This window comes from Methylobacterium sp. Leaf108 (assembly GCF_001423265.1).
In the GTDB taxonomy this organism is placed as follows: Bacteria; Pseudomonadota; Alphaproteobacteria; order Rhizobiales; family Beijerinckiaceae; genus Methylobacterium.
On the sequence record NZ_LMND01000002.1, the window covers coordinates 16,427 to 34,851 of the forward strand.

Annotated in this window: 19 protein-coding genes; 5 read left to right on the forward strand and 14 right to left on the reverse strand. The window is 68.4% G+C overall.

The genetic code is table 11. The features are described from left to right. Positions 1–15 precede the first annotated feature (15 nt). The 9 genes from sdhD to ASF39_RS20180 form a co-directional block, all read right to left on the reverse strand. Positions 16–417 (reverse strand): succinate dehydrogenase, hydrophobic membrane anchor protein, encoded by a 402-nt coding sequence (gene sdhD / locus ASF39_RS03750; protein ID WP_055882804.1) that lies wholly within the window; start codon positions 415–417, stop codon positions 16–18. Positions 418–428: 11 nt separating this feature from the next. After that, entirely contained in the window at positions 429–830 is a 402-nt protein-coding gene (gene sdhC, locus ASF39_RS03755) for a succinate dehydrogenase, cytochrome b556 subunit (RefSeq protein ID WP_055882801.1), read from the reverse strand. Between the two features lie 223 nt (positions 831–1,053). Next, the gene (locus ASF39_RS03760; RefSeq protein ID WP_056281176.1) at positions 1,054–2,379 is read right to left on the reverse strand and encodes an SLC13 family permease; all 1,326 of its coding nucleotides are present in this window, start codon (positions 2,377–2,379) and stop codon (positions 1,054–1,056) included. Between the two features lie 127 nt (positions 2,380–2,506). Beyond that, a complete protein-coding gene (locus tag ASF39_RS03765) occupies positions 2,507–4,780 on the reverse strand; it encodes a glycosyltransferase (RefSeq protein ID WP_056281178.1) in 2,274 nt (757 codons plus the stop codon). Between the two features lie 362 nt (positions 4,781–5,142). Beyond that, a complete protein-coding gene (locus ASF39_RS03770; protein ID WP_055882794.1) occupies positions 5,143–5,403 on the reverse strand; it encodes a hypothetical protein in 261 nt (86 codons plus the stop codon). Between the two features lie 138 nt (positions 5,404–5,541). Continuing rightward, positions 5,542–6,645 carry a cell wall hydrolase gene (locus ASF39_RS03775; protein ID WP_082494333.1) on the reverse strand — a complete coding sequence of 368 codons (1,104 nt, stop codon included), beginning with the start codon at positions 6,643–6,645 and terminating at the stop codon, positions 5,542–5,544. A 194-nt stretch (positions 6,646–6,839) separates the two neighbouring features. Further along, positions 6,840–7,088: a hypothetical protein gene (locus tag ASF39_RS03780; RefSeq protein WP_056281181.1), complete on the reverse strand. Its 249-nt coding sequence runs from the start codon at positions 7,086–7,088 to the stop codon at positions 6,840–6,842. A gap of 423 nt (positions 7,089–7,511) precedes the next feature. Then, the gene (gene ppdK, locus ASF39_RS03785; RefSeq protein WP_055882844.1) at positions 7,512–10,181 is read right to left on the reverse strand and encodes a pyruvate, phosphate dikinase; all 2,670 of its coding nucleotides are present in this window, start codon (positions 10,179–10,181) and stop codon (positions 7,512–7,514) included. Positions 10,182–10,392: 211 nt separating this feature from the next. Next, positions 10,393–10,545 (reverse strand): DUF3096 domain-containing protein, encoded by a 153-nt coding sequence (locus ASF39_RS20180; protein ID WP_082494334.1) that lies wholly within the window; start codon positions 10,543–10,545, stop codon positions 10,393–10,395. Between the two features lie 252 nt (positions 10,546–10,797). Between ASF39_RS20180 and ASF39_RS03790 the strand changes: the two genes are divergently transcribed. After that, positions 10,798–11,301 carry a DUF892 family protein gene (locus ASF39_RS03790; protein WP_055882790.1) on the forward strand — a complete coding sequence of 168 codons (504 nt, stop codon included), beginning with the start codon at positions 10,798–10,800 and terminating at the stop codon, positions 11,299–11,301. A gap of 74 nt (positions 11,302–11,375) precedes the next feature. Here ASF39_RS03790 and ASF39_RS03795 read toward each other — a convergent pair whose 3' ends face one another. Next, positions 11,376–12,017: a L,D-transpeptidase gene (locus ASF39_RS03795; protein ID WP_056281183.1), complete on the reverse strand. Its 642-nt coding sequence runs from the start codon at positions 12,015–12,017 to the stop codon at positions 11,376–11,378. A gap of 185 nt (positions 12,018–12,202) precedes the next feature. Between ASF39_RS03795 and ASF39_RS03800 the strand changes: the two genes are divergently transcribed. Further along, entirely contained in the window at positions 12,203–12,646 is a 444-nt protein-coding gene (locus tag ASF39_RS03800; protein WP_055882786.1) for a VOC family protein, read from the forward strand. Between the two features lie 16 nt (positions 12,647–12,662). Here the strand turns inward: ASF39_RS03800 and ASF39_RS03805 are convergent, their stop codons facing one another. Then, positions 12,663–13,106 (reverse strand): cyclic nucleotide-binding domain-containing protein, encoded by a 444-nt coding sequence (locus tag ASF39_RS03805; RefSeq protein ID WP_055882784.1) that lies wholly within the window; start codon positions 13,104–13,106, stop codon positions 12,663–12,665. A 356-nt stretch (positions 13,107–13,462) separates the two neighbouring features. Between ASF39_RS03805 and ASF39_RS03810 the strand changes: the two genes are divergently transcribed. Next, entirely contained in the window at positions 13,463–13,657 is a 195-nt protein-coding gene (locus tag ASF39_RS03810) for a KGG domain-containing protein (RefSeq protein WP_055882782.1), read from the forward strand. A 929-nt stretch (positions 13,658–14,586) separates the two neighbouring features. On the opposite strand, the gene ASF39_RS03820 is transcribed toward ASF39_RS03810, so the two are convergent. Then, complete coding sequence (locus ASF39_RS03820; protein ID WP_055882777.1) at positions 14,587–15,390, reverse strand: response regulator; 804 nt, start codon at positions 15,388–15,390, stop codon at positions 14,587–14,589. A 372-nt stretch (positions 15,391–15,762) separates the two neighbouring features. Here ASF39_RS03820 and ASF39_RS22185 point away from each other — a divergent pair, with 372 nt between their 5' ends. Continuing rightward, complete coding sequence (locus ASF39_RS22185) at positions 15,763–15,948, forward strand: NepR family anti-sigma factor (RefSeq protein WP_082494354.1); 186 nt, start codon at positions 15,763–15,765, stop codon at positions 15,946–15,948. A 285-nt stretch (positions 15,949–16,233) separates the two neighbouring features. Here the strand turns inward: ASF39_RS22185 and ASF39_RS20185 are convergent, their stop codons facing one another. Beyond that, complete coding sequence (locus ASF39_RS20185) at positions 16,234–16,410, reverse strand: DUF1328 domain-containing protein (protein WP_082494335.1); 177 nt, start codon at positions 16,408–16,410, stop codon at positions 16,234–16,236. Positions 16,411–16,695: 285 nt separating this feature from the next. On the opposite strand from ASF39_RS20185, the gene ASF39_RS20965 reads away from it, so the two are divergent. Continuing rightward, positions 16,696–16,866 (forward strand): hypothetical protein, encoded by a 171-nt coding sequence (locus ASF39_RS20965; protein WP_156387603.1) that lies wholly within the window; start codon positions 16,696–16,698, stop codon positions 16,864–16,866. 173 nt (positions 16,867–17,039) lie between these two features. On the opposite strand, the gene ASF39_RS03830 is transcribed toward ASF39_RS20965, so the two are convergent. Beyond that, positions 17,040–18,389: an Nramp family divalent metal transporter gene (locus tag ASF39_RS03830; RefSeq protein WP_056281351.1), complete on the reverse strand. Its 1,350-nt coding sequence runs from the start codon at positions 18,387–18,389 to the stop codon at positions 17,040–17,042. Positions 18,390–18,425: the final 36 nt, after the last annotated feature.

An 18,425-nucleotide genomic window follows, 5' to 3' on the forward strand; every position in this document is an offset into this window, starting at 1 on the left:
CGGGTTCGGTTGCGGTCAGACGAGGCGCGCCAGGCTCACGCGCAGGATCGCGTAGAGACAGGCGGCGGCCACGGCGACGGTGTAGGCGGTGTTGGCGAACAGGGCCGCGAACTTGAGGCCCTTGTCCTGGACGTAATCCTCGATGACGACCTGCATCCCGATCCTCATGTGGAGCGCCACCGAGATCACGGCGAGGATCAGGACCAGCGCAACGAGGGGGTGCGACACCAGGGCGACGGCCTCCGGGTAGGGCCGCCCCGCCATCATCGCGATGACGACGACGAAGGCGATCATCAGCGGTACGTTGGCGGCGGCGGTGACGCGCTGCTGCCACCAGTGCCCGGCCCCGTGGCCGGACGCGCCCAGGCCCTTCACGCGGGAGCGGGCGGTGCGCAGGGAGGGAGAGGTCTTTGCCATGGTGCGGCTCCTCAGCGGATCAGGAGGGCGAGCGCCCAGATCAGGACGGTCAGGATCACGGAGGCGATGAGGGTGCCGCGGGCCAGCGCCATGCGCTTGTCGCGGTCGAAGCCCTGCCCGACGTCCCACACGAAGTGGCGCAGCCCCCCCAGCATGTGGTGCAGGAGCACCCAGGTGTAGGCGAACAGCACGAGCCGCCCCAGGATGGAGCCGAAGAACCACGCCACCCAGCCGTAGGCGGCGGGGCCCGCGGCAAGGGCCACGAGCCAGATCGCCACGAGGGCGGTACCGCCGTAGAGGGCGGTGCCGGTGATGCGGTGGAACACCGACATCGCCATGGTCCAGGTCCAGCGGTAGATCTGGAGGTGGGGCGAGAGCGGCGCTGTGACCGTGGGGCGAGGGCTGGAAGGCATCGGGCTTATCGTCCTCGATCGAAGATGGGCGCCGTCTCGGTGGGCGATGGATCGGCGGGCGCGGTCTCGGAAGCTTTCCCAGTCTCGGAAGCTTTCCCAGTCTTGGAAACTCTCCAAGGAGTATCGCTTCGGGCTCTCCGCGCAAGACGTCCATGCGGCGATGCGAAACAGATTTGCTGCATTGCAACCTGCGTCGCGGTCGCCTCCGCGCCAGGACGGCCGTTCATGACAGACGCCCCAGCGTCTGCCACCAGAGGTAGTCCAGGGGTGCGACGACGACGAGGGAGATCGCCCCCAGCAGCGCGGTGATGCGGGTGGCGTCCTTCAGGGTCTGCCCGCCGAGATGCATCGCAAGGATGATCGGCGGGGCCTGGTAGGGCAGGAACAGGCTCGAGTAGCCGATCACCTGGATCATCACGACGTCGTCGAGGGCCAATCCGCTGGCCCGGCTCATCTCCCCGGCGAGGGCCGTGTAGAGGGCCGGCGCGCCGTTGGCGGTGACGACGAGGGCCAGCAGCGCCGCGATGCCGGTGAGGACGCCGAAGTTCTGAAGGGTCTCCCCGGGATGGAGCGGCGCCAGATCGAGGAGGGCATGGCCGAGGCGGGCGCCGAGGCCGGTCTGGTCGACGGTGGCCACCAGCCCGAGCAGCGCCGCCACGTAGAAACAGGTGCGCAGGTTGACCGCGCCGAAGGCCTCCGGCCCGAGCACGCCGATGCGCGGCATCAGGCAAACCACCGCGGCGGCGAGCCCGATCCAGGCCGGGGCGATATGGTGCAGGCTGTCCGTCACCCACAGGGCCAGGGTGAGGCCGAGCACGACGCCGAGGCGGCGCTCGGCCGGGCTGAATGGCGTGTGCGGCAGGGCCTCCGCCCCCGCGGCGAGGGGTGCGAGCCTGTCGGGGAACAGCCACAGCGTCGCCAGAACGAGGAGTGCGCCCTTGGCCAGCGCCAGCGCCGGCCCGTGCAGCACCAGGTACGGCAGGTAGGCGATGTGCAGCCCGTATTGCGCCTCGGCCGTCCCCGACATCACGAGGTTCGGGACGTTGGCGGGCAGCACTGCCGCCGACAGGATCGGTGTCGCCAGGCCCACCGCCATCACCGCGCCGGTCCGGCCCGGTCGGCCGGGGCGGAGGCCGAACCGGTCGCACAGCACCAGCACCACCGGGACGAGGAGGGCGATGCGGCCGAGGTTCGACGGCATCACGAAGGACAACGCCAGGGACAGGGCGACGAGGCCTGCGATGAAGCCGGGATAGGAGCCCGACAGCCGTCCGGCCAGCGCCCGCGCCAGGCGCTCGCCGAGGCCGGTGCGCGTCATCGCCAGCCCCACCACCATCCCGCCCAGCACCAGCCAGAAGGCCGAGGAGGCGAAGCCCGAGAAGACGGTCGCCGTCGGCGCCAGCCGCAGCAGCATGGCGACGGCGAAGAACAGCAAGGCCGTCACGATCTCGGCCACGAGGCCGCTCGCCCACAGGCCCATGCACAGGACGAGCAGAAGCCCGGTCGCGACGACCGTTGCCTGTTCGCTCAGGAATCCTGCTGCCTGCATGCCGCGATCGTCGCCTCGACCGCGTCATCCATCGGCGGCCGGGGCGGAGCTTGCGCGCAGTTTCGAATCGTTCGCAATACGAGAGTGCCGCTCCGATCCTTCGCCGGCCGCGAAGGAAGGCGGTCCGTCAGAACCGGACCGGGTCGAGCTCGAAGGTCGGCGGCATCGCCTCGAACCACTCGCCGTAATACGGATCGCGGGGCAGGACCGGCCGCCAGCGTTCGTGGAAGCGGGCGAGTTCTCCCGGATCGACGGTGCGGGCCCGGTTGCGGCTCTCGTAGTGGTAGAGGCAGGCCTGGGCGCAATAGACGATGCGCCGGCCGCCTTCCCATATCCTGAGACACAGGTCGATGTCGTTGTAGTTGACGGCGTAACGCTCGTCGAAGCCGCCCTGGCGCTCGAACTCGGCCCGGTCCACCATCATGCAGGCGCCGGTGACGGCGAGGTAGTTTCGGTTGCCGACGGTGCTGAAGAAGTGGCCCGGATCGTCGCCGGGATAGCCGCGCCGGATATGGTCGGGCCCGGCATGGAGCACCGAGACGCCGGCATGCTGGATCTGGCCGGTCTCGAACAGCAGCTTGGCGCCCACCGCCCCGACGCCGTCGATCTGCAGGACCGAGAGCATCGCCTCGATCCAGTCGGGGGTGATCACCGCCATGTCGTCGTTGAGGAAGACCAGCACCTCGCCCGTGGCGGCCCGGGCCCCGAGGTTCATCTTGGCGGCGACGTTGAAGCCCGGCTCCCCGTAGGTGACCGTGCGGACCCGGTGGCCGGCCAGGGCCTCGATCGTCTGCGGCCGCAGGTCGCCGTTGTCGACGGCGACGATCTCGATGGCGCCGTAGGTGCTGAGGCTGCGGATGCTCTCGACGCAGGCGGCCGCGAGATCGACGCTGCGCCCGCCGATCACGCTGTCGCGCCCGGCCGTGGGGATGACGATGGAGACCAGCGGCGTGCCGCGAACCTTGCGGCGCAGCTCGAAGCAACCCTTGTAGGCACCGGGGCGCACGAAATCGAGTTCGCCGGTGCGCCGGGCCCGGTCCTCGAGGCCGCGGACGGCGGCGTCGATCACGTAGTCCTTGTTGTCCATGTGCTGGGCGGTGGAGCCGGGGATCGCGCGCCAGTGATAGAGCACCTTCGGCACGTGGCGGACGTTGCGCACGTGCTCGGTGTAGCGCAGCACGAAGTCGTAGTCCTGGGCGCCGTTGCAGGCCTCGCGGAAGCCGCCGACCTTGCGGACGATGTCCATCCGGTAGAGGGCGAGATGGGCGGTGTACATGCAGGCCTCGAGGGCCTCGGGCGACCAGTCCGGCTTGAAGAACGGCTCGTAGCGCACGCCTTCGATCGAGACCTTGTCCTCGTCCGAATAGATGAAGTCGACGCTGTCGTCCTCGTCGAGAACGCGCGCGAACTCGTAGAGGGCGTTGTCGGGGATGGCGTCGTCGTGGTCCATCAAGGTCAGGTAGTCGCCGGTGGCGAGCGCCATGGCGTCGTTCGTCGCCGCCGAGATGCGGCCGTTGCTGGTGCGCCGGTGCAGCTTGATCCGCGGATCGCCGGCGACGAAGGCCTCCAGCATCGGCCGGATGTGGGGCGCCGACGAATGGTCGTCGCACAGGCACAGTTCCCAGTTCTCGTAGGCCTGCGCCTTCACCGAGGCCACGGCGCCCTCCAGCCAGACCCTGGGCGTGTCGTAGACCGGCATGACGATGGAGATCAGCGGCCGCCGGGCGAACTGCGCGATCCCGACGCGCATGGCGGCCGTGGTCGGCTTGTTGGGCGCCTCGATGAGGTCGATCCAGGCCTTGTAGGAGGGTGGCGCGGGTTTGGGCCGTGCGCTTCGGAAAAAGGTGCGCCAGACCCGGGCGGGCTTCGTCCGCGTGGCGTAGCGCAGGGCGACGGGGGCATAGCGACGCCATGCGCGCTCGGACTCCGGCAGGCCCGCGATCATCCGGCGGGCGATTTCCGACACGGCTGCGGGCAGGCTCAAGGACCTGATGCGCAGCCCCGACAGGACGAAGGCGCCCCGCGCGTTCATCGGGTCGAATCGCAGGCCCCTCACCCGGCGCGGCAGGCGAATCAGGTTGTCGATCCCCCCGTTCGACACCTCGAGGGCGATGCAGAGATCCTCGCGAAATCCGTTGCCGTCATCGACGTAGAGGACCGGATTGAGTTTCGACTTGTCGATCGTCGCGAGGTCGATGGCGGGATAGGGTGCGAGATCGGCCGGGGTCGGCAGCCGCAGGTCGCAGATCAGGCGGGTCCAGCCGCCGCGATGCCGCTTCTTGCCCGGGGGCGGCAACACCCAGAAATTGGGGTCCTGTCCCGTCGAGCGCCACAACCCGCTTACGCCCTCGACCAGGGGTTCCACGTGATGGGCCGGTTTGAGGCGGCTTTCGACCGTCACGACAGGGCGCTCACGCTTTGCGAGGAAAAGACTTGTCGAGGAGAAGACTTGCCGAAGGGAAACTCGCCGAGGAGAAACGTGTCGACGTGAAGACCTGCCGGCGGCACGACATACGGAACGTCGAACGCCCCGGGACGCATCGACCGAGCCCTCCCTACCGGATGCAGACGTCGGGCGATACACCCTCCGGGCGTTGGGTCTATCGGAAATAACGCAATAATAACATGTGCATACGTAGGGCGGACGCGACGTCTTGTATGGCTCGTCCGCACGACGGTCAACCCGGTTCGTGACGGGGTGTCGACCGGGACGGTCTTCGCCGCGGCGCAGCGCCTGACCGCGCGGGTCGTCGTTCCGATGCCCTACCGTTCGCCTTCGGTCGGGTCCGGCGCCGACGTCACGGCCTCCGCGAACGGGATTTCCAGGACGACCTCGCCCGCCGCGTCGGTGACGACGAGGACGGCCGCCAGGAGCCGGCGATCGTCCCGTCCCGCCTGGCGCAGGGCAGCCCGGGCCGTCTTCAGCGCCGTGTCCCAGGCCGCGTCGGCATCGCGCAGGACCGTGCCGTCCGGGTCGGCGATCACGTCGCCGTTAAGATGGGTGCTGAAGAAGTATCGGGGCATGGCGCCGTGTCCTCGACGACCGGCGGGATACCTCCGGCCGCTTCGTCTGTGGCAGAGGCGATGGGAAAAGCCAAAGCCCGAGGCGGTGACCCGATCCCGCAGGACCCGATCTCGCAGGACCGGATCGGGTTTGCCGGATCAGGTCTGGCCGCGCTTGAGCGAATAGAAGATGTGGCGGCCGATCACGTCCATCTTCTTCAACCGCCGCGACCAGCCGGGCTTGACGTAGTCGGCATGGTAGTGGGTCGCCCCGCCGACCTCGCTCAGGTAGGTGCGTCCCTCGATCACCGCCTTGGCGATGCGGCTGGCGCTCTGCCAGGACGGGCCGTCGGCGATGCGCAGGGACTTGCCCTCGCAGGCGAAGGAGAACTGGCAGCCCATGTAGCGGTGGCGGTTCTGATAGACGACGCCGCAGACGTTGGTCGGGTAGAGCCCGCTCTTGACCCGGTTGAGCACCACCTGGGCCACCGCCGCCTGGCCGGCCTCCGGCTCGCTGCGCGCTTCGAAGTACACGGCCTCGGCCAAGCACCTTTGCTCGCGGTCGAGGGCCTCGGGCACGATCAGGTCGGCGTAGCGGTGGCGGGCGTTGTCGGGCACCGTCGCCTCCGGTGCGGGCTGTCCCGGCTCGGGTGCGGGCAGGCGGCTCGGGAAGGCGAGGGTCGCGGCGGCCACCTCGACGGGGGTCGCGTCGGCCGGTGCCGGGGTCGTGGAGGACAGGGCGACCGCGCGCGGCACCGCCGGGGTCGATCCGTCGGACGCGGCCGGCGCGGATGCGATCCCGTCTGTCTCCGGTTCGGGTGCGGTCAGGAAGCCGGGTTCCGTCGTCTCCTCGGGGTTCCAAGTCACCGCGCCGGGCGCCAGCAGGCTGGTCATCCGCCCCGACAGGCCGGGCCTCATGAGCGAGCGTCCGCTGTCGTGCATCGAGCGGGCGCTGCGTGCGAAGCTCGGCCCAGGCGCCACGGCGGCGTCGCCCTTGCCCGACCGCTGCGGCTGCGGAAAGACCGTGGGATCCGCTCCCTCGTGTCGCTTCAGGTCCGGCCGGAGGGGCGCGGAGCCGACCGCGTCGGCCATCGCATCATCGCTGTTGCCGATCAGGGCGGAGCCCGATGGAAGCGGCGGCACCAGCCGCACCGCGTGCTGCGGTATCAGGCTCGACCCGAGCGAGGTGTCGGTCCCCGCCGAGGCGGTGAAGGACACCAGGAGGCCGAGCCCCGTGATCCACGGCGTCACCGCCGCCGCCATCAATCCGCGCCTGCAGGCCCGTCGTCCTCGCTGCGTACTCACGCTCGACCAACCTGAACCAAGGACCACCGGTGGCCGTGCCCTTTCGGGGTGCGGCCACCGGATGATCGTCGCGGTTCATGGTTGAGGCGCGGTTAAGAGGGTCGCCCGGCTCGGGTGCCGTCGTGGCACGGTCTGCGAGCGAGATCCGAGCGTCAGATTGCGCCGGGACGTCCGTGCGTGGCGACGATGGCGGACAGGAGGCCCTTCACGCCACCCTCCTGCGTGGTCGCGATCCGCTCGGAATCCGCGTTGCTCTGGGTCGCGACGGCGAACACCAGCACCAGCACCGTTCCGGCCATGCTCACGGTGCCGAGCACCCAGAGGTAGGCCTGCTGCAGGGAGCGCGGAAGCGGGACGGGAGGCTGGTCGAGAAACATGTCGGTGGGACGGGTGTCGTTCATGGCCGGCGTTCCCGCGGATAATGCCGCCCGGCAGGTCGAGATCGACCCTGCGCGTCGGAGTGGCACTAGCACCCAACGTGCCGACTCGTCATCGGTTCTCTCGCAGAACGAAATTTTTGGTGAACGATTCCTCGTCGTCCGGCGAGGCCCCTCCGAGGGGCACCGGCAACGGGGCGTCCCGCGCCTTCGCCGCCCGTCATCGCAGGGATCGCGGCAAGGATCGTGGCAGGGATCGCGGCAGGGATCGTGGCAGGCATCGTGATGTCCGGCCGGACATCGGCGTCGCCACCTTTTTCATCGCGATGACGTTCCGCAAGGCAGTCCTCGCCCGGCGAGACGCCTGCGCCGTGGCGCGGTCGATGTCTCCCGGACGCCTCGTCTCCCGGACGCCTCGGCGCCACGGGAGACGGCTCCGATGGGGGCTCAGGTCTTGCGCGCCGCCAGGGCCGCCTGGGCGGCGGCCAGGCGGGCGATCGGCACCCGGTAGGGCGAACACGACACGTAATCGAGCCCGACCTCCTGGCAGAAGCCGATCGAGGCCGGATCGCCGCCGTGCTCGCCGCAAATGCCGAGCTTGAGGTCCGGTCGCACCGCCCGGCCCCGCTCGACGCCGATGCGCACGAGTTCGCCCACGCCCTCCTGGTCGATGGAGATGAACGGGTCGGCCGTGAGGATGCCGCGCTGGGTATAAGGCCCGAGGAAGCTCGACGCGTCGTCGCGCGAGATGCCGAGTGCGGTCTGCGTCAGGTCGTTGGTGCCGAAGGAGAAGAACTCGGCCGTCTGGGCGATGTCGCCCGCCCGCAGGGCGGCGCGGGGCAACTCGATCATCGTGCCGACCTGGTAGACGACCTCGCTTCCGGTCTCGGACGACACCGCCTTCGCCATGGCGTCGATGCTCGCCTTGACGAGGTCGAACTCCATCTTGGTGAAGACCAGCGGAACCATGATCTCCGAGGTCACCGGTGCGCCGGTCTCCTTGGCGGCCTGGACGGCGGCCTCGAAGATGGCACGCGCCTGCATCTCCGCGATCTCGGGGAAGGCGATGGCGAGGCGGCAGCCGCGGAAGCCCAGCATCGGGTTGAACTCGTGCAGTTCGGTCATCCGCCGGCGCAACTTCTCTTCCGAGACGCCGGTGCTCCGGGCGACGTCCTGCACCTCCTCGTCGGTGTGGGGCAGGAACTCATGCAGCGGCGGGTCGAGCAGCCGGATCGTCACGGGCAGGCCGGACATGATCGTGAACAGCTCGGCGAAGTCCTGGCGCTGGTAAGGCAGGAGCTTGGCCAGGGCCGCGCGGCGCCCCTGCGTGTCGTCGGCCAGGATCATCTCGCGCACCGCCACGATGCGGTCGCCCTCGAAGAACATGTGCTCCGTGCGGCACAGGCCGATCCCCTCCGCGCCGAAGTTGCGGGCGGTGCGGGCGTCGGTGGGGGTGTCGGCGTTGGCGCGGATCTTCATGGTGCGGACCTTGTCGGCCCAGCCCATCAGGGTGGCGAACTCGCCCGAGAGCGATGGCTCCAGCATCGCCACTTCGCCGAGCAGCACCTGGCCGGTCGACCCGTCGATGGTGATGCGGTCACCGGCCTTGAGGGTGGTGCCGGCCACCGACAGAGTGCCGGCCTTGTAGTCCACCCGGATGGTGCCGCAGCCCGAGACGCAGGGCTTGCCCATGCCGCGGGCCACCACCGCCGCGTGGCTGGTCATGCCGCCGCGGGTGGTGAGGATGCCCTCGGAGGCATGCATGCCGTGGATGTCCTCCGGCGAGGTCTCGACGCGCACGAGGATGCACTTGCGCTCGGCCTTGCGGGCGGCCTCGGCATCCTCGGAATTGAACACGATCTCGCCGGTGGCCGCACCCGGCGAGGCGGGCAGGCCCGAGGCGATCACCTTGCGCTCGGCCTTGGGGTCGATGGTCGGGTGGAGGAGCTGGTCGAGGGCCGCCGGCTCGATCCGGCCGATCGCCTCCTCCTGGGTGATCAGGCCTTCCGCCGCGAGGTCGACGGCGATGCGCAGCGCGGCCTTGGCGGTGCGCTTGCCGTTGCGGGTCTGGAGCATCCAGAGCTTTCCGCTCTCGATGGTGAACTCCATGTCCTGCATGTCGCGGTAGTGGGTCTCCAGGAGGCCGTAGATCCGCACCAGTTCGGCGTAGGACTCGGGCATCGCCCGTTCCATCGACGGCTTCTCGCTCTTCGCCTCGAGGCGCGCCTTCTCGGTGATGTCCTGCGGTGTGCGGATGCCCGCCACCACGTCCTCGCCTTGGGCGTTGATCAGGAACTCGCCGTAGAGGGCGCGCTCGCCGGTGGAGGGGTTGCGGGTGAAGGCGACGCCGGTGGCGGAAGTGTCGCCCATGTTGCCGAACACCATGGCCTGGACGTTCACCGCCGTGCCCCAGCTCGCGGGGATGGCGTTCAGCTCGCGGTACTTCTTGGCGCGCGGAATCATCCAGGAATCGAACACGGCGCCGATGGCGCCCCAGAGCTGGTCTTCCGCGCCCTGCGGGAAGTCCGAGCCGTGCTCGTCGCGCACGATCTTCTTGTAGGTGCCGACCAGGGTCTTCCAGTCGTCGGCACCGAGCTCGGTGTCGAGGCTGACGCCCTTGGTGTCCTTGTAGTGCTCCAGCGCCTCCTCGAAGGCATGGTGCTCCACGCCGAGCACGACATTGGAATACATGGTGATGAAGCGGCGGTAGGAATCGTAGGCGAAGCGCGGGTCGCCCGCGCCCTTGGCCAGGGCCTCCACGGTGACGTCGTTGAGCCCGAGGTTGAGCACCGTGTCCATCATGCCGGGCATGGAGGCGCGGGCACCCGAGCGCACCGAGACCAGGAGCGGGTTCTCGGGGTCGCCGAAGCCGCGGCCGGTCAGCGCGCCGACCGCGTCGAGGGCGGCCTGGACCTCGGCCTTCAGCTCGGCCGGGTACTGCTGAGCGTGGTCGTAGTAGTAGGTGCAGACTTCCGTCGTGATCGTGAAGCCGGGAGGGACCGGCAGGCCGAGATTGGACATCTCGGCGAGGTTGGCACCCTTGCCTCCGAGCAGGTTGCGCATCGACGACTGGCCTTCGGCCTTGCCGTCGCCGAAGGAATACACCCACTTCGCCATTGATCGCCCATCCGCTTGCAGGAAGTCCGCCTTCAGGAGGCCGGGCGCGGGTTCGAGCGGTGGCTCGGAGCCCGCGGCGGTTGCTCCGTCGACGCGTTCGACCATGTCATGCCGCAACGCACGATGAACAGCCGGCCCGTCGAGGGACCCCGTGACGATCTTCACAGAATGTCATCGGTCTTCGCGGCAGCCTGCCGCAGACCTCACCCGCTCAGGATAGCGCGCGAAACACCCCGAGGCCAATCAGGCCGACGAGGATGAGATAGATCGCGACGATGAAATTCAGGAGCCGGGGCACGATCAGGATCAGCACGCCGGCGAGGAGGGCGATGATCGGCTGAAGGTTGGCGATGGTGACGGTCATGGGGCCGGGCTCCGGATGAGGCGCGAACGGTGAGACCCGAATCTGTCGCCGGGCGTGACGGGAATGGCAACGGCCGAGGTCGAACGCGTCCCCCGGAAATCCGAGGGGCGGGGAATTCGAGGGGCAGGGAATTCGAGGGGCGGGGAACATGGGTCTCGGGGGACCGGTTCTCGGGTCAGGCATCTGCCTTTCGATCGCAAAGGCCTGCCCGCGACCGCGCCATCGCCCGCGACACAATCGAGGACACCCATCATGGCCGCCAAGGAAAAGACCCTCGCCGACGCCTTCTACGAGACCCTGAAGGACGTCTATTACGCCGAGCGCCAATCGGTGAAGGCGCTCAAGAAGTCGGCCAAGGCCGCCGAATCCGCCGACCTGCGCCAGGCCTTCGAGACCCACGCCGAGGAAAGTGCGACCCAGGTCGAGCGCCTGCAGCAGGTGTTCGAGATGATCGGCAAGTCGGCGCGGGCCAAGACCTGCGAGGCGATGCAGGGCCTCACCGCCGAGATGGAGGAGGATCTTGAGGATTTCGCCGGCAGCCCCGCCGCCGACGCGGTGCTCGTGGGCTGCGCCCAGGCCGTGGAGCATTACGAGATCGCCCGCTACGGCACCCTCAAGACCTGGGCGACGCAGCTCGGCTACAAGGATGCCGCCAAGCTCCTCGACCAGACCCTGCAGGAGGAGAAGCGCACCGACGAGCTCCTCACCAAGATCGCGTTGACGATCAACGTCGAGGGCACCGCCGCCGCGGCCTGATCGTCGGTATCGGTCATCCAGGGGGCGGGCGGCCGACGAGGCGGCCCGCCCTTTTTCCGTACGAAGGGCGGTCCTCAGACCCGATACTTGCCGTTGCGCTTGACCAGCACGGTGGCGCCCACCGGCACCCGCTCGTAGAGGTCGACGATGTCCTCGTTGAGCATGCGCACGCAGCCCGACGACAGCTGCTCGCCGATGCTCCAAGGCTCGTTGGTGCCGTGGATGCGGAACAGGATGTCGCGTCCGTTCTGGTGGAGGTAGAGGGCGCGGGCGCCGAGCGGATTGTCGACGCCGCCCTTGAGGGTGCGCGGCAGGTCCGGGTTGAGGGAGACCATGGTGGTGGTCGGCCGCCAATCGGGCCAAACGCCCTTGCGCCCGACGGTGGCCTGCCCCTTCCACGAGAACCCGAGCTTGCCGACCCCGACCCCGTACTGGCGCGCGGTGCCGTCCTCCTGGACGAGGGCGAGCTGCCGTGCGTCGATGTCGACCACGATGGTGCCCGGGCGCTCCGGTCCCTTGTAGCTCACGATCTGGCGGCGATACTTCGGATCGAGCCGGCCGGTGTCCACCAGGGGGACGTCGTAGGGCTTGTCCGGCATCGTGCCGGTGTACCAGGCCGCCTCGTCGGTCTGGGCCACCGTCATGGGCCCGCGCGCGTTGCAGGCGGCCAGCGGCGCGATGGCGACGAGGGCGATGAGGATCCGGCGTGTCGTCATGGGCTCGTCCGGCGGGTGTGAGATGTCTCTTGCCCCTGACTAGCCGCTCCCCTCCCCCGGCGATGTGACTTTTGCGCCTCAGGGCCGATGGCACGGGATGGCGAGAGCAAGGCTCGCCCCTGGGCGGCAACGGGGTTATGAGCGGGGTCCGGGCGCCGCCGGACAGGGCGCCGCGAGGGCGAGCGATGGCCGACACGCAGACATACCCCGTCGAACAGGCCGGCGAGGCCCTGGCCGAACTCGGGCCGGCGATCCACCTCGACCATTGCGTCATCCACGTCACGGACTGGGAGGTGTCGACGGCGTTCTACCGCGACGTGCTTGGCGCCGAGGTGGTGCCGGCCGGGGCGAAGGTGGCCTTCCGCTTCGGCGGCGTGCAGCTCAACGTCCACGGCCCCGGCCAGCCGGGCTCGATCCTGGCCGAGAAGCCGGTGATGCCCGGCAACAGCGACCTGTGTTTCCGCTGGTCAGGTCCGATCGAGGGGGCGGTGGACCACCTCGCCCGGCACGGCGTCCCCGTCGAGCTCGGGCCGGTGGAGCGTCGCGGCGCCGCAGGCGTCGGCGTCAGCGTCTACTTTCGCGATCCCGACGGCTCCCTGATGGAGTTCATCACCTATCCGCCGGCCTGACCCGCCCGCCTTTCGATCACCGGCGGCTCTGGGCGAGCTGCTGGTTGGTCTGTTCCAGCCGAAGCGCCAGGTCGCGCATCACGGCGATGCTGATCTGCGGGAACTGCGCCAGCAGTTCGAGGAAGACCGCCCGGCTGATGCGCAGGGCCATGGTGGCGGTCTCCGCCGTGACGGTGGCCGAGCGCGGCTGGTCGGCCAGGATGCCCATCTCGCCGACCAGGGCGTTCGCCCCGAGCACCGCCAGGCGGAAGGGCCCCTGCGGCCCGTCGATGCTCACCGCCGCCGAGCCGTCGAGGATCAGATAGGCGGCATCGGCCGCGTCGCCCTGGGCGAACAGACGCTGGCCTGCGTCGAAATGCACCCGTTCGCTCGTGAAGGCGAGAAGCTTGAGCCGCGACGGCTCGACCTCCCGAAAGATCGGCACCTGGCGCAGGGACAGGACCTCGGTGTCCAGGGTCATGGGGTAGGCGCTCCGGTGGGCTGTTCGTCTGTGCAAGGGGATGGAGAGGCACGATCAGGCGCATCCATGCGGGTCGCCGGCCCCTTGTCCAGTCGCGACGCGACCGGCGCGGTCCGATCGGGCGTTTCCTAACCCCGTTTCGATCAGTCGGTCCGGCAAACGGCTTAGCTTGATCCGGGCCGGCGGCCGGGAAGATGTCGCGAAGTGCATCGGCCGATCGACGCCGGCTTTCTCAAGATCTGTGCTGCCTTCGGGGTCCGGTATGGTTCCGGGAAGCGCGGCCGGCTCTGGCGGGAGGAACCATCGATATCGGCGAAGGTTGTTCAGGCTGTGAGCGACATGCTGAGGAGGCACTGATGGCATCAGGAAATTCGACCTCGAAGCGAGGTTTCGCGTCGATGGATCTGGAGCGGCAGCGCGAGATCGCGAGCAAGGGCGGGCGCAGCGTCCCGGCCGAGAAGCGGTCTTTCTCGCAGGACCGTGAGTTGGCCTCGGCCGCCGGTCGCAAGGGCGGTCAGTCCACCGGCACCGGTCGTCCCGGCGACGAGTAACCGTTCCGGCGAACGGCGCAGCCTTATCGGGCGACGCCGTTCGCCAGTCGAGATGCGGAATGAAAAAGCCTCCATCCCACTTGGGACGGAGGCTTTTTTCGATGCTCGGTTTCCCAGTAGGAATCGCGGCTCAGCAGGAACCGGAATGTCCGTCAAGCGATGCAGCGGCCAGGCACCATGCGGCGGGCCTCGGGGCCGGCCAACGAACTGATCGCACCCTCGCACCCTTCCTTCATGAGCCGCCGCGGCGGCTTGGAGGAGGCTTTGTCGGTTCCAGTCCGATTCGCGGCGGGCGCGACGGATCGCCGGCCCTCCGACCGCACCACCGCCGCGACCTTGACGGTCGCAGGGGCACCGATCGTACCGGCGTCGCCGATGGCGACCCGATTGGTTTTCAGCGACGCGGCTTGCGCCCGATCGACGCCATCGCGGATCAGAGGCTGCGCGAAGAGGGCGAGGACGGCGGCCGGCCCGGCCAGCAGGAGTAGCGCACCAGACCGTAGCATCGTCGCAGCCTCCAAAAACCTGCAGGGGCAACTTGACAGGATGTCGGTGCAACACGCGCGCGGTTGTTCGGTTCCTCGATTGTGCCGTGATGACGCAAAAACAGTATCCCGCCGGCAGGGGCGGGGTCAGACCTCGTTAACGGATCGTCGCCGAGATCGCGCGAATGTTGCGCAAAAACACCGCCCTTCGAAAAAGCGAGGGGGAGGAACCGCCTCGGCACAGGTTCGTTATTCGAGGACCCCGGCCGCCTGGTCCTCAACCGCATTCCCCTTGTGCATTGGCCGGAAACTCATCCACGGGCCGGCTTCCGCCGGCCCGTTTTTTTGTGCGTGATCGTGCGTCTTCCGGCGCATGAACGTGAAAAGGCCCCGGTCTCTGGACCGGGGCCTTTTCTCGTCGCGGCGGTCGCTCGACGGCGTCGCTCAGCCGGCCTTGACGTCGCGGCGGCGGGCGCTCTGCTGGAAGAACAGGGCTTGGCTGATCACCGCGGAGACGTTGGCAGGCTGGAACGGCTTGGCGATGAGGAAGGCCGGCTCGGGACGCTCGCCGGTCAGGAAGCGCTCCGGGTAGGCGGTGATGAAGATCACCGGCACCTCGAAGGTCTTGAGCAGGTCGTTGACCGCATCGAGGCCGGAGCTGCCGTCGGCGAGCTGGATGTCGGCCAGGATCAGGCCGGGGCGAGTCCCCTCGGACGCGATCTTGATCGCCTCCGTGCGGGTGCGCGCCACGCCGATGACGTTGTGGCCGAGGCCTTCCACCAGCGCCTCGAGGTCCATGGCGATGAGGGGCTCGTCCTCGATGATGAGGATGTCCGTGGCCATGTCGGCGGCGAGTTCACGCCCGGCCTCGTCGACGAGGTCGCGGACCTGCGCCACGTCCACGTCGAGAATGATCGCGGCATCCTCTTCCGAGAAGCCTTCGAGGCAGGAGAGGAGGAAGGCCTGGCGCGGCAGCGGCGTGATCTGGCCGAGTCGGACCTCCGCCGGAAGGTCGTGCTGCACCTGGTCGCTCTGCCCGTTCACCGACAGGGAATTCCAGATGCGCGTAAAGACGCGGAACAGGTCGGCCTTGACGTTGGCGCTGCGTCCCAGAGTCTCCGGTTCGTTCACCAGCGTTTCCAGCGTCGCGGCCACATAGGCGTCGCCGGCCACCTGACTGCCCGTCAAGGCCCGCGCGTAGCGGCGCAGGTACGGCAGATGCTGCACCACGAGTTGGGCTGTCGACATTAGATCCCCTTGAGACGTTCGTTCTTCCGGCCGAGGCAGTGCTCTCGCCTGCCTCTTACCGGACAGCTTCTCCCAGGGCCGCACCTTTTTGACGAGGCGCGACCTTTTTGCATGGCCCCTACATGATGCCATGTCCCCAGCGTCGCAAGTGATGCCCGGCGGGAACCCTTTCGGTCGCGGTCTCAACGCCGACGTCGATGGTCCCGTTCCAGCCGGCGGAACCCATCGCGAGCGGCTGCGTTGCAGCTGCAGTCTCGGTATGGGTCAAGCGCTTCGTCCAGCCACAAAAACGGCGTCGCCCATCCGTCGGCTCTCAAGGGGTTCGACTGCATGAACGAGGACGGGAAGGCCGACGGGCCTGGCGGTAGAGACGTGCGTAAGGAATCCGGTCGCGATTCCATAGCTCCGGGACAACTCAGCGATCACACTCAGAGACGGATCGGCCTTCACCTTCGCACGATGTACGACGCGGTCGTCCAGCAACCGGTCCCCGATCGTTTTCGCGATCTCATCGCCAAGCTCGAAGCCGGTGAGACCGGCGCGGATGGCGGCATCTGAAGCCAAAGCGGAGTTCGGATTCCAGGAAAGTTCGAATCGACGTTCTTCGGTTCGCGCGCAGACTGCGGCCTGACCCGAGAACGGTTTGCTCGTTGCGAAGCACCTGTCTTGCCGTGGTGCCGTGATCGCTACGCAGAACGGATTTCAGTCATCGTCAGAGGCCTCAAGGGCCCTGTGATACGGTTCCTGGCCGATTCCAGCGGGAGCCGTATCCGTCACGAGTTTCGCCATGTCATCCGGGCTCATCCGGGCGGTGAGGTGCTCACCGCCCGGATGCTTTCGGCGTCAGAGGCTCGACGAACGACCGCGCAGAAGGCCCATCACCGCCGAGATGGCGAACAGGACGATGGCCACGAAGAAAACGAGCTTGGCCGCCTCCATGGCGGTGCCTGCGATGCCGCCGAAGCCGAGCAGGGCGGCGACGAGTGCGACGACGAGAAACGTAACGGCCCAACCCAGCATCGGAGTCATCCTTCAAAGACGGAACGGGTGCAGCAGGCGCTGCGACCTCTTGACATCCATAACGTCAGGTCCCGATGGCGGTTCCTGGTTGCGGCCGTGCTTTCGTCACGTTTTCGCCACGCGGGGATTGCGGCATTGCGGGATCGACGACACACTGGCCCCGTGCGGCGCATCGCCCTTCAGGTCTGCCGTTTGGAGGTGGACGCACCACATGAGCAATCACGGAGCCGGAACCGAGATACCGGCGTCGCGTTCGTCACCAGCACCTGCACTGTGGATGATGCCATGACACAGCCCTCGACCCGTCCGTCCGAGACCGGCCTCGGACGCCTCATCAAGGCTTTGGATTCGGCCTCCGAGGCCCTCGTGAAGGGCCTCGACCGGATGCTGGGCGGCGCCGTGGCGACGCCGCAGCCCATTCCCGTCCGGGTGTCGCGCGGGCGTCGCATCCGTTAGGCTGCCGCGGTCCGGATGCCCCGGCCGGGCGAAAAGGGGCGACGGTGAGCGCCACTGGCTCGCTCGACTGATGTCGATGACGGAACGCTCGGCTCGGATGGTATCCGGGCCGAAGTGCTGTTCGAGGGGTCGAAATGACCCTGGGCGGCGTGGCGCGATCGGGCGCCCGTGAATCAGGCGCCCATGAAGGTGTCGAACAGGAGCTTCAGGTTGAGGGTCACGATCAGGCCCGCGATCGACCAGGACAGTCCCTTGAGCCAGCCCGGGATGACGAGGGCGCCCATCTTGCTCCGATCGGACACGAACCGGACCAGGGGGATCACCGCGAACGGCAGCTGCATCGAGAGCACCACCTGGCTCAGCACGAGCAGCCGCGCGGTGCCCTGCTCGCCGTAGAGGGCGGTGACGACCACCACCGGGACGATGGCGATGCCGCGGGTGATGAGCCGGCGCGCCCAATCGGGAATGCGGAGCCGCAGGAAGCCTTCCATCACGATCTGGCCGGCGAGGGTCGCCGTCACCGTCGAGTTGAGGCCCGAGGCCAGCAGCGCCAACGCGAACAGGGTCGAGGCGATCCCGACCCCGAGCAGCGGCGAGAGCAGCTCGTAGGCCTGCTCGATCTCCTCGACGTTGGTGCGACCGTTGGCATGGAACACCGAGGCCGCCATGATCAGGATCGCGGCGTTGACGAACAGCGCCAGCATCAGGGCGATGGTCGAATCGGTCACCGCGAAACGCAGCGCCCCGCGCCGCCCCTCCTCGGTGCGCGGATAGGCGCGCGTCTGGACGATAGAGGAGTGGAGGTAGAGGTTGTGGGGCATCACGGTGGCCCCGACGATGCCGATGGCGATGTAGAGGGCGGCGGGGTTGGTGACGATCTCGGCCGAGGGCAGGAACCCGGCCAGGAGGTCCTTCATCACCGGCGCCGCCATCGCGATCTGGATGGCGAAGCATACAAAGATCACGACGAGCAGCGCGATCACGAAGGCTTCGAGGGCGCGAAAGCCCCGGCGCAGCAGCAGCAGGACCAGGAAGACGTCGAGGGCGGTGATGACCGCGCCGAGCACCAGGGGAATGCCGAACAAGAGCTTCAAGGCGATGGCGGTGCCGATCACCTCCGCGAGATCGCAGGCGATGATCGCCGCCTCGCACAGGAGCCAGAGCACGAAGGCGACGGGGCGCGAATAATGGTCGCGGCAGGCCTGCGCGAGGTCGCGTCCGGTGGCGATGCCGAGGCGGGCGGCCAGCGCCTGCAGCACGATCGCCATCAGGTTCGAGAGCAGGATGACGAACAGCAGCGTGTAGCCGAACTGCGAGCCGCCGGCGATGTCGGTGGCCCAGTTGCCGGGGTCCATGTAGCCCACCGAGATCATGTAGCCGGGGCCCATGAAGCCGAGCAGGCGTCGCAGCCACGAGCCCGTGGCCAGGACCGGCACGCTGCCGTTCAGCGCGCCCAGGCTCGGCACGGCCTCCGTCCCACGGTCGAATTGCCAGGCCTTGTCCCGGTCCGCGCGGTCCGTCATGCCGAAGGTCTTCCAAAGAAAGCGGGTCGGACGTGC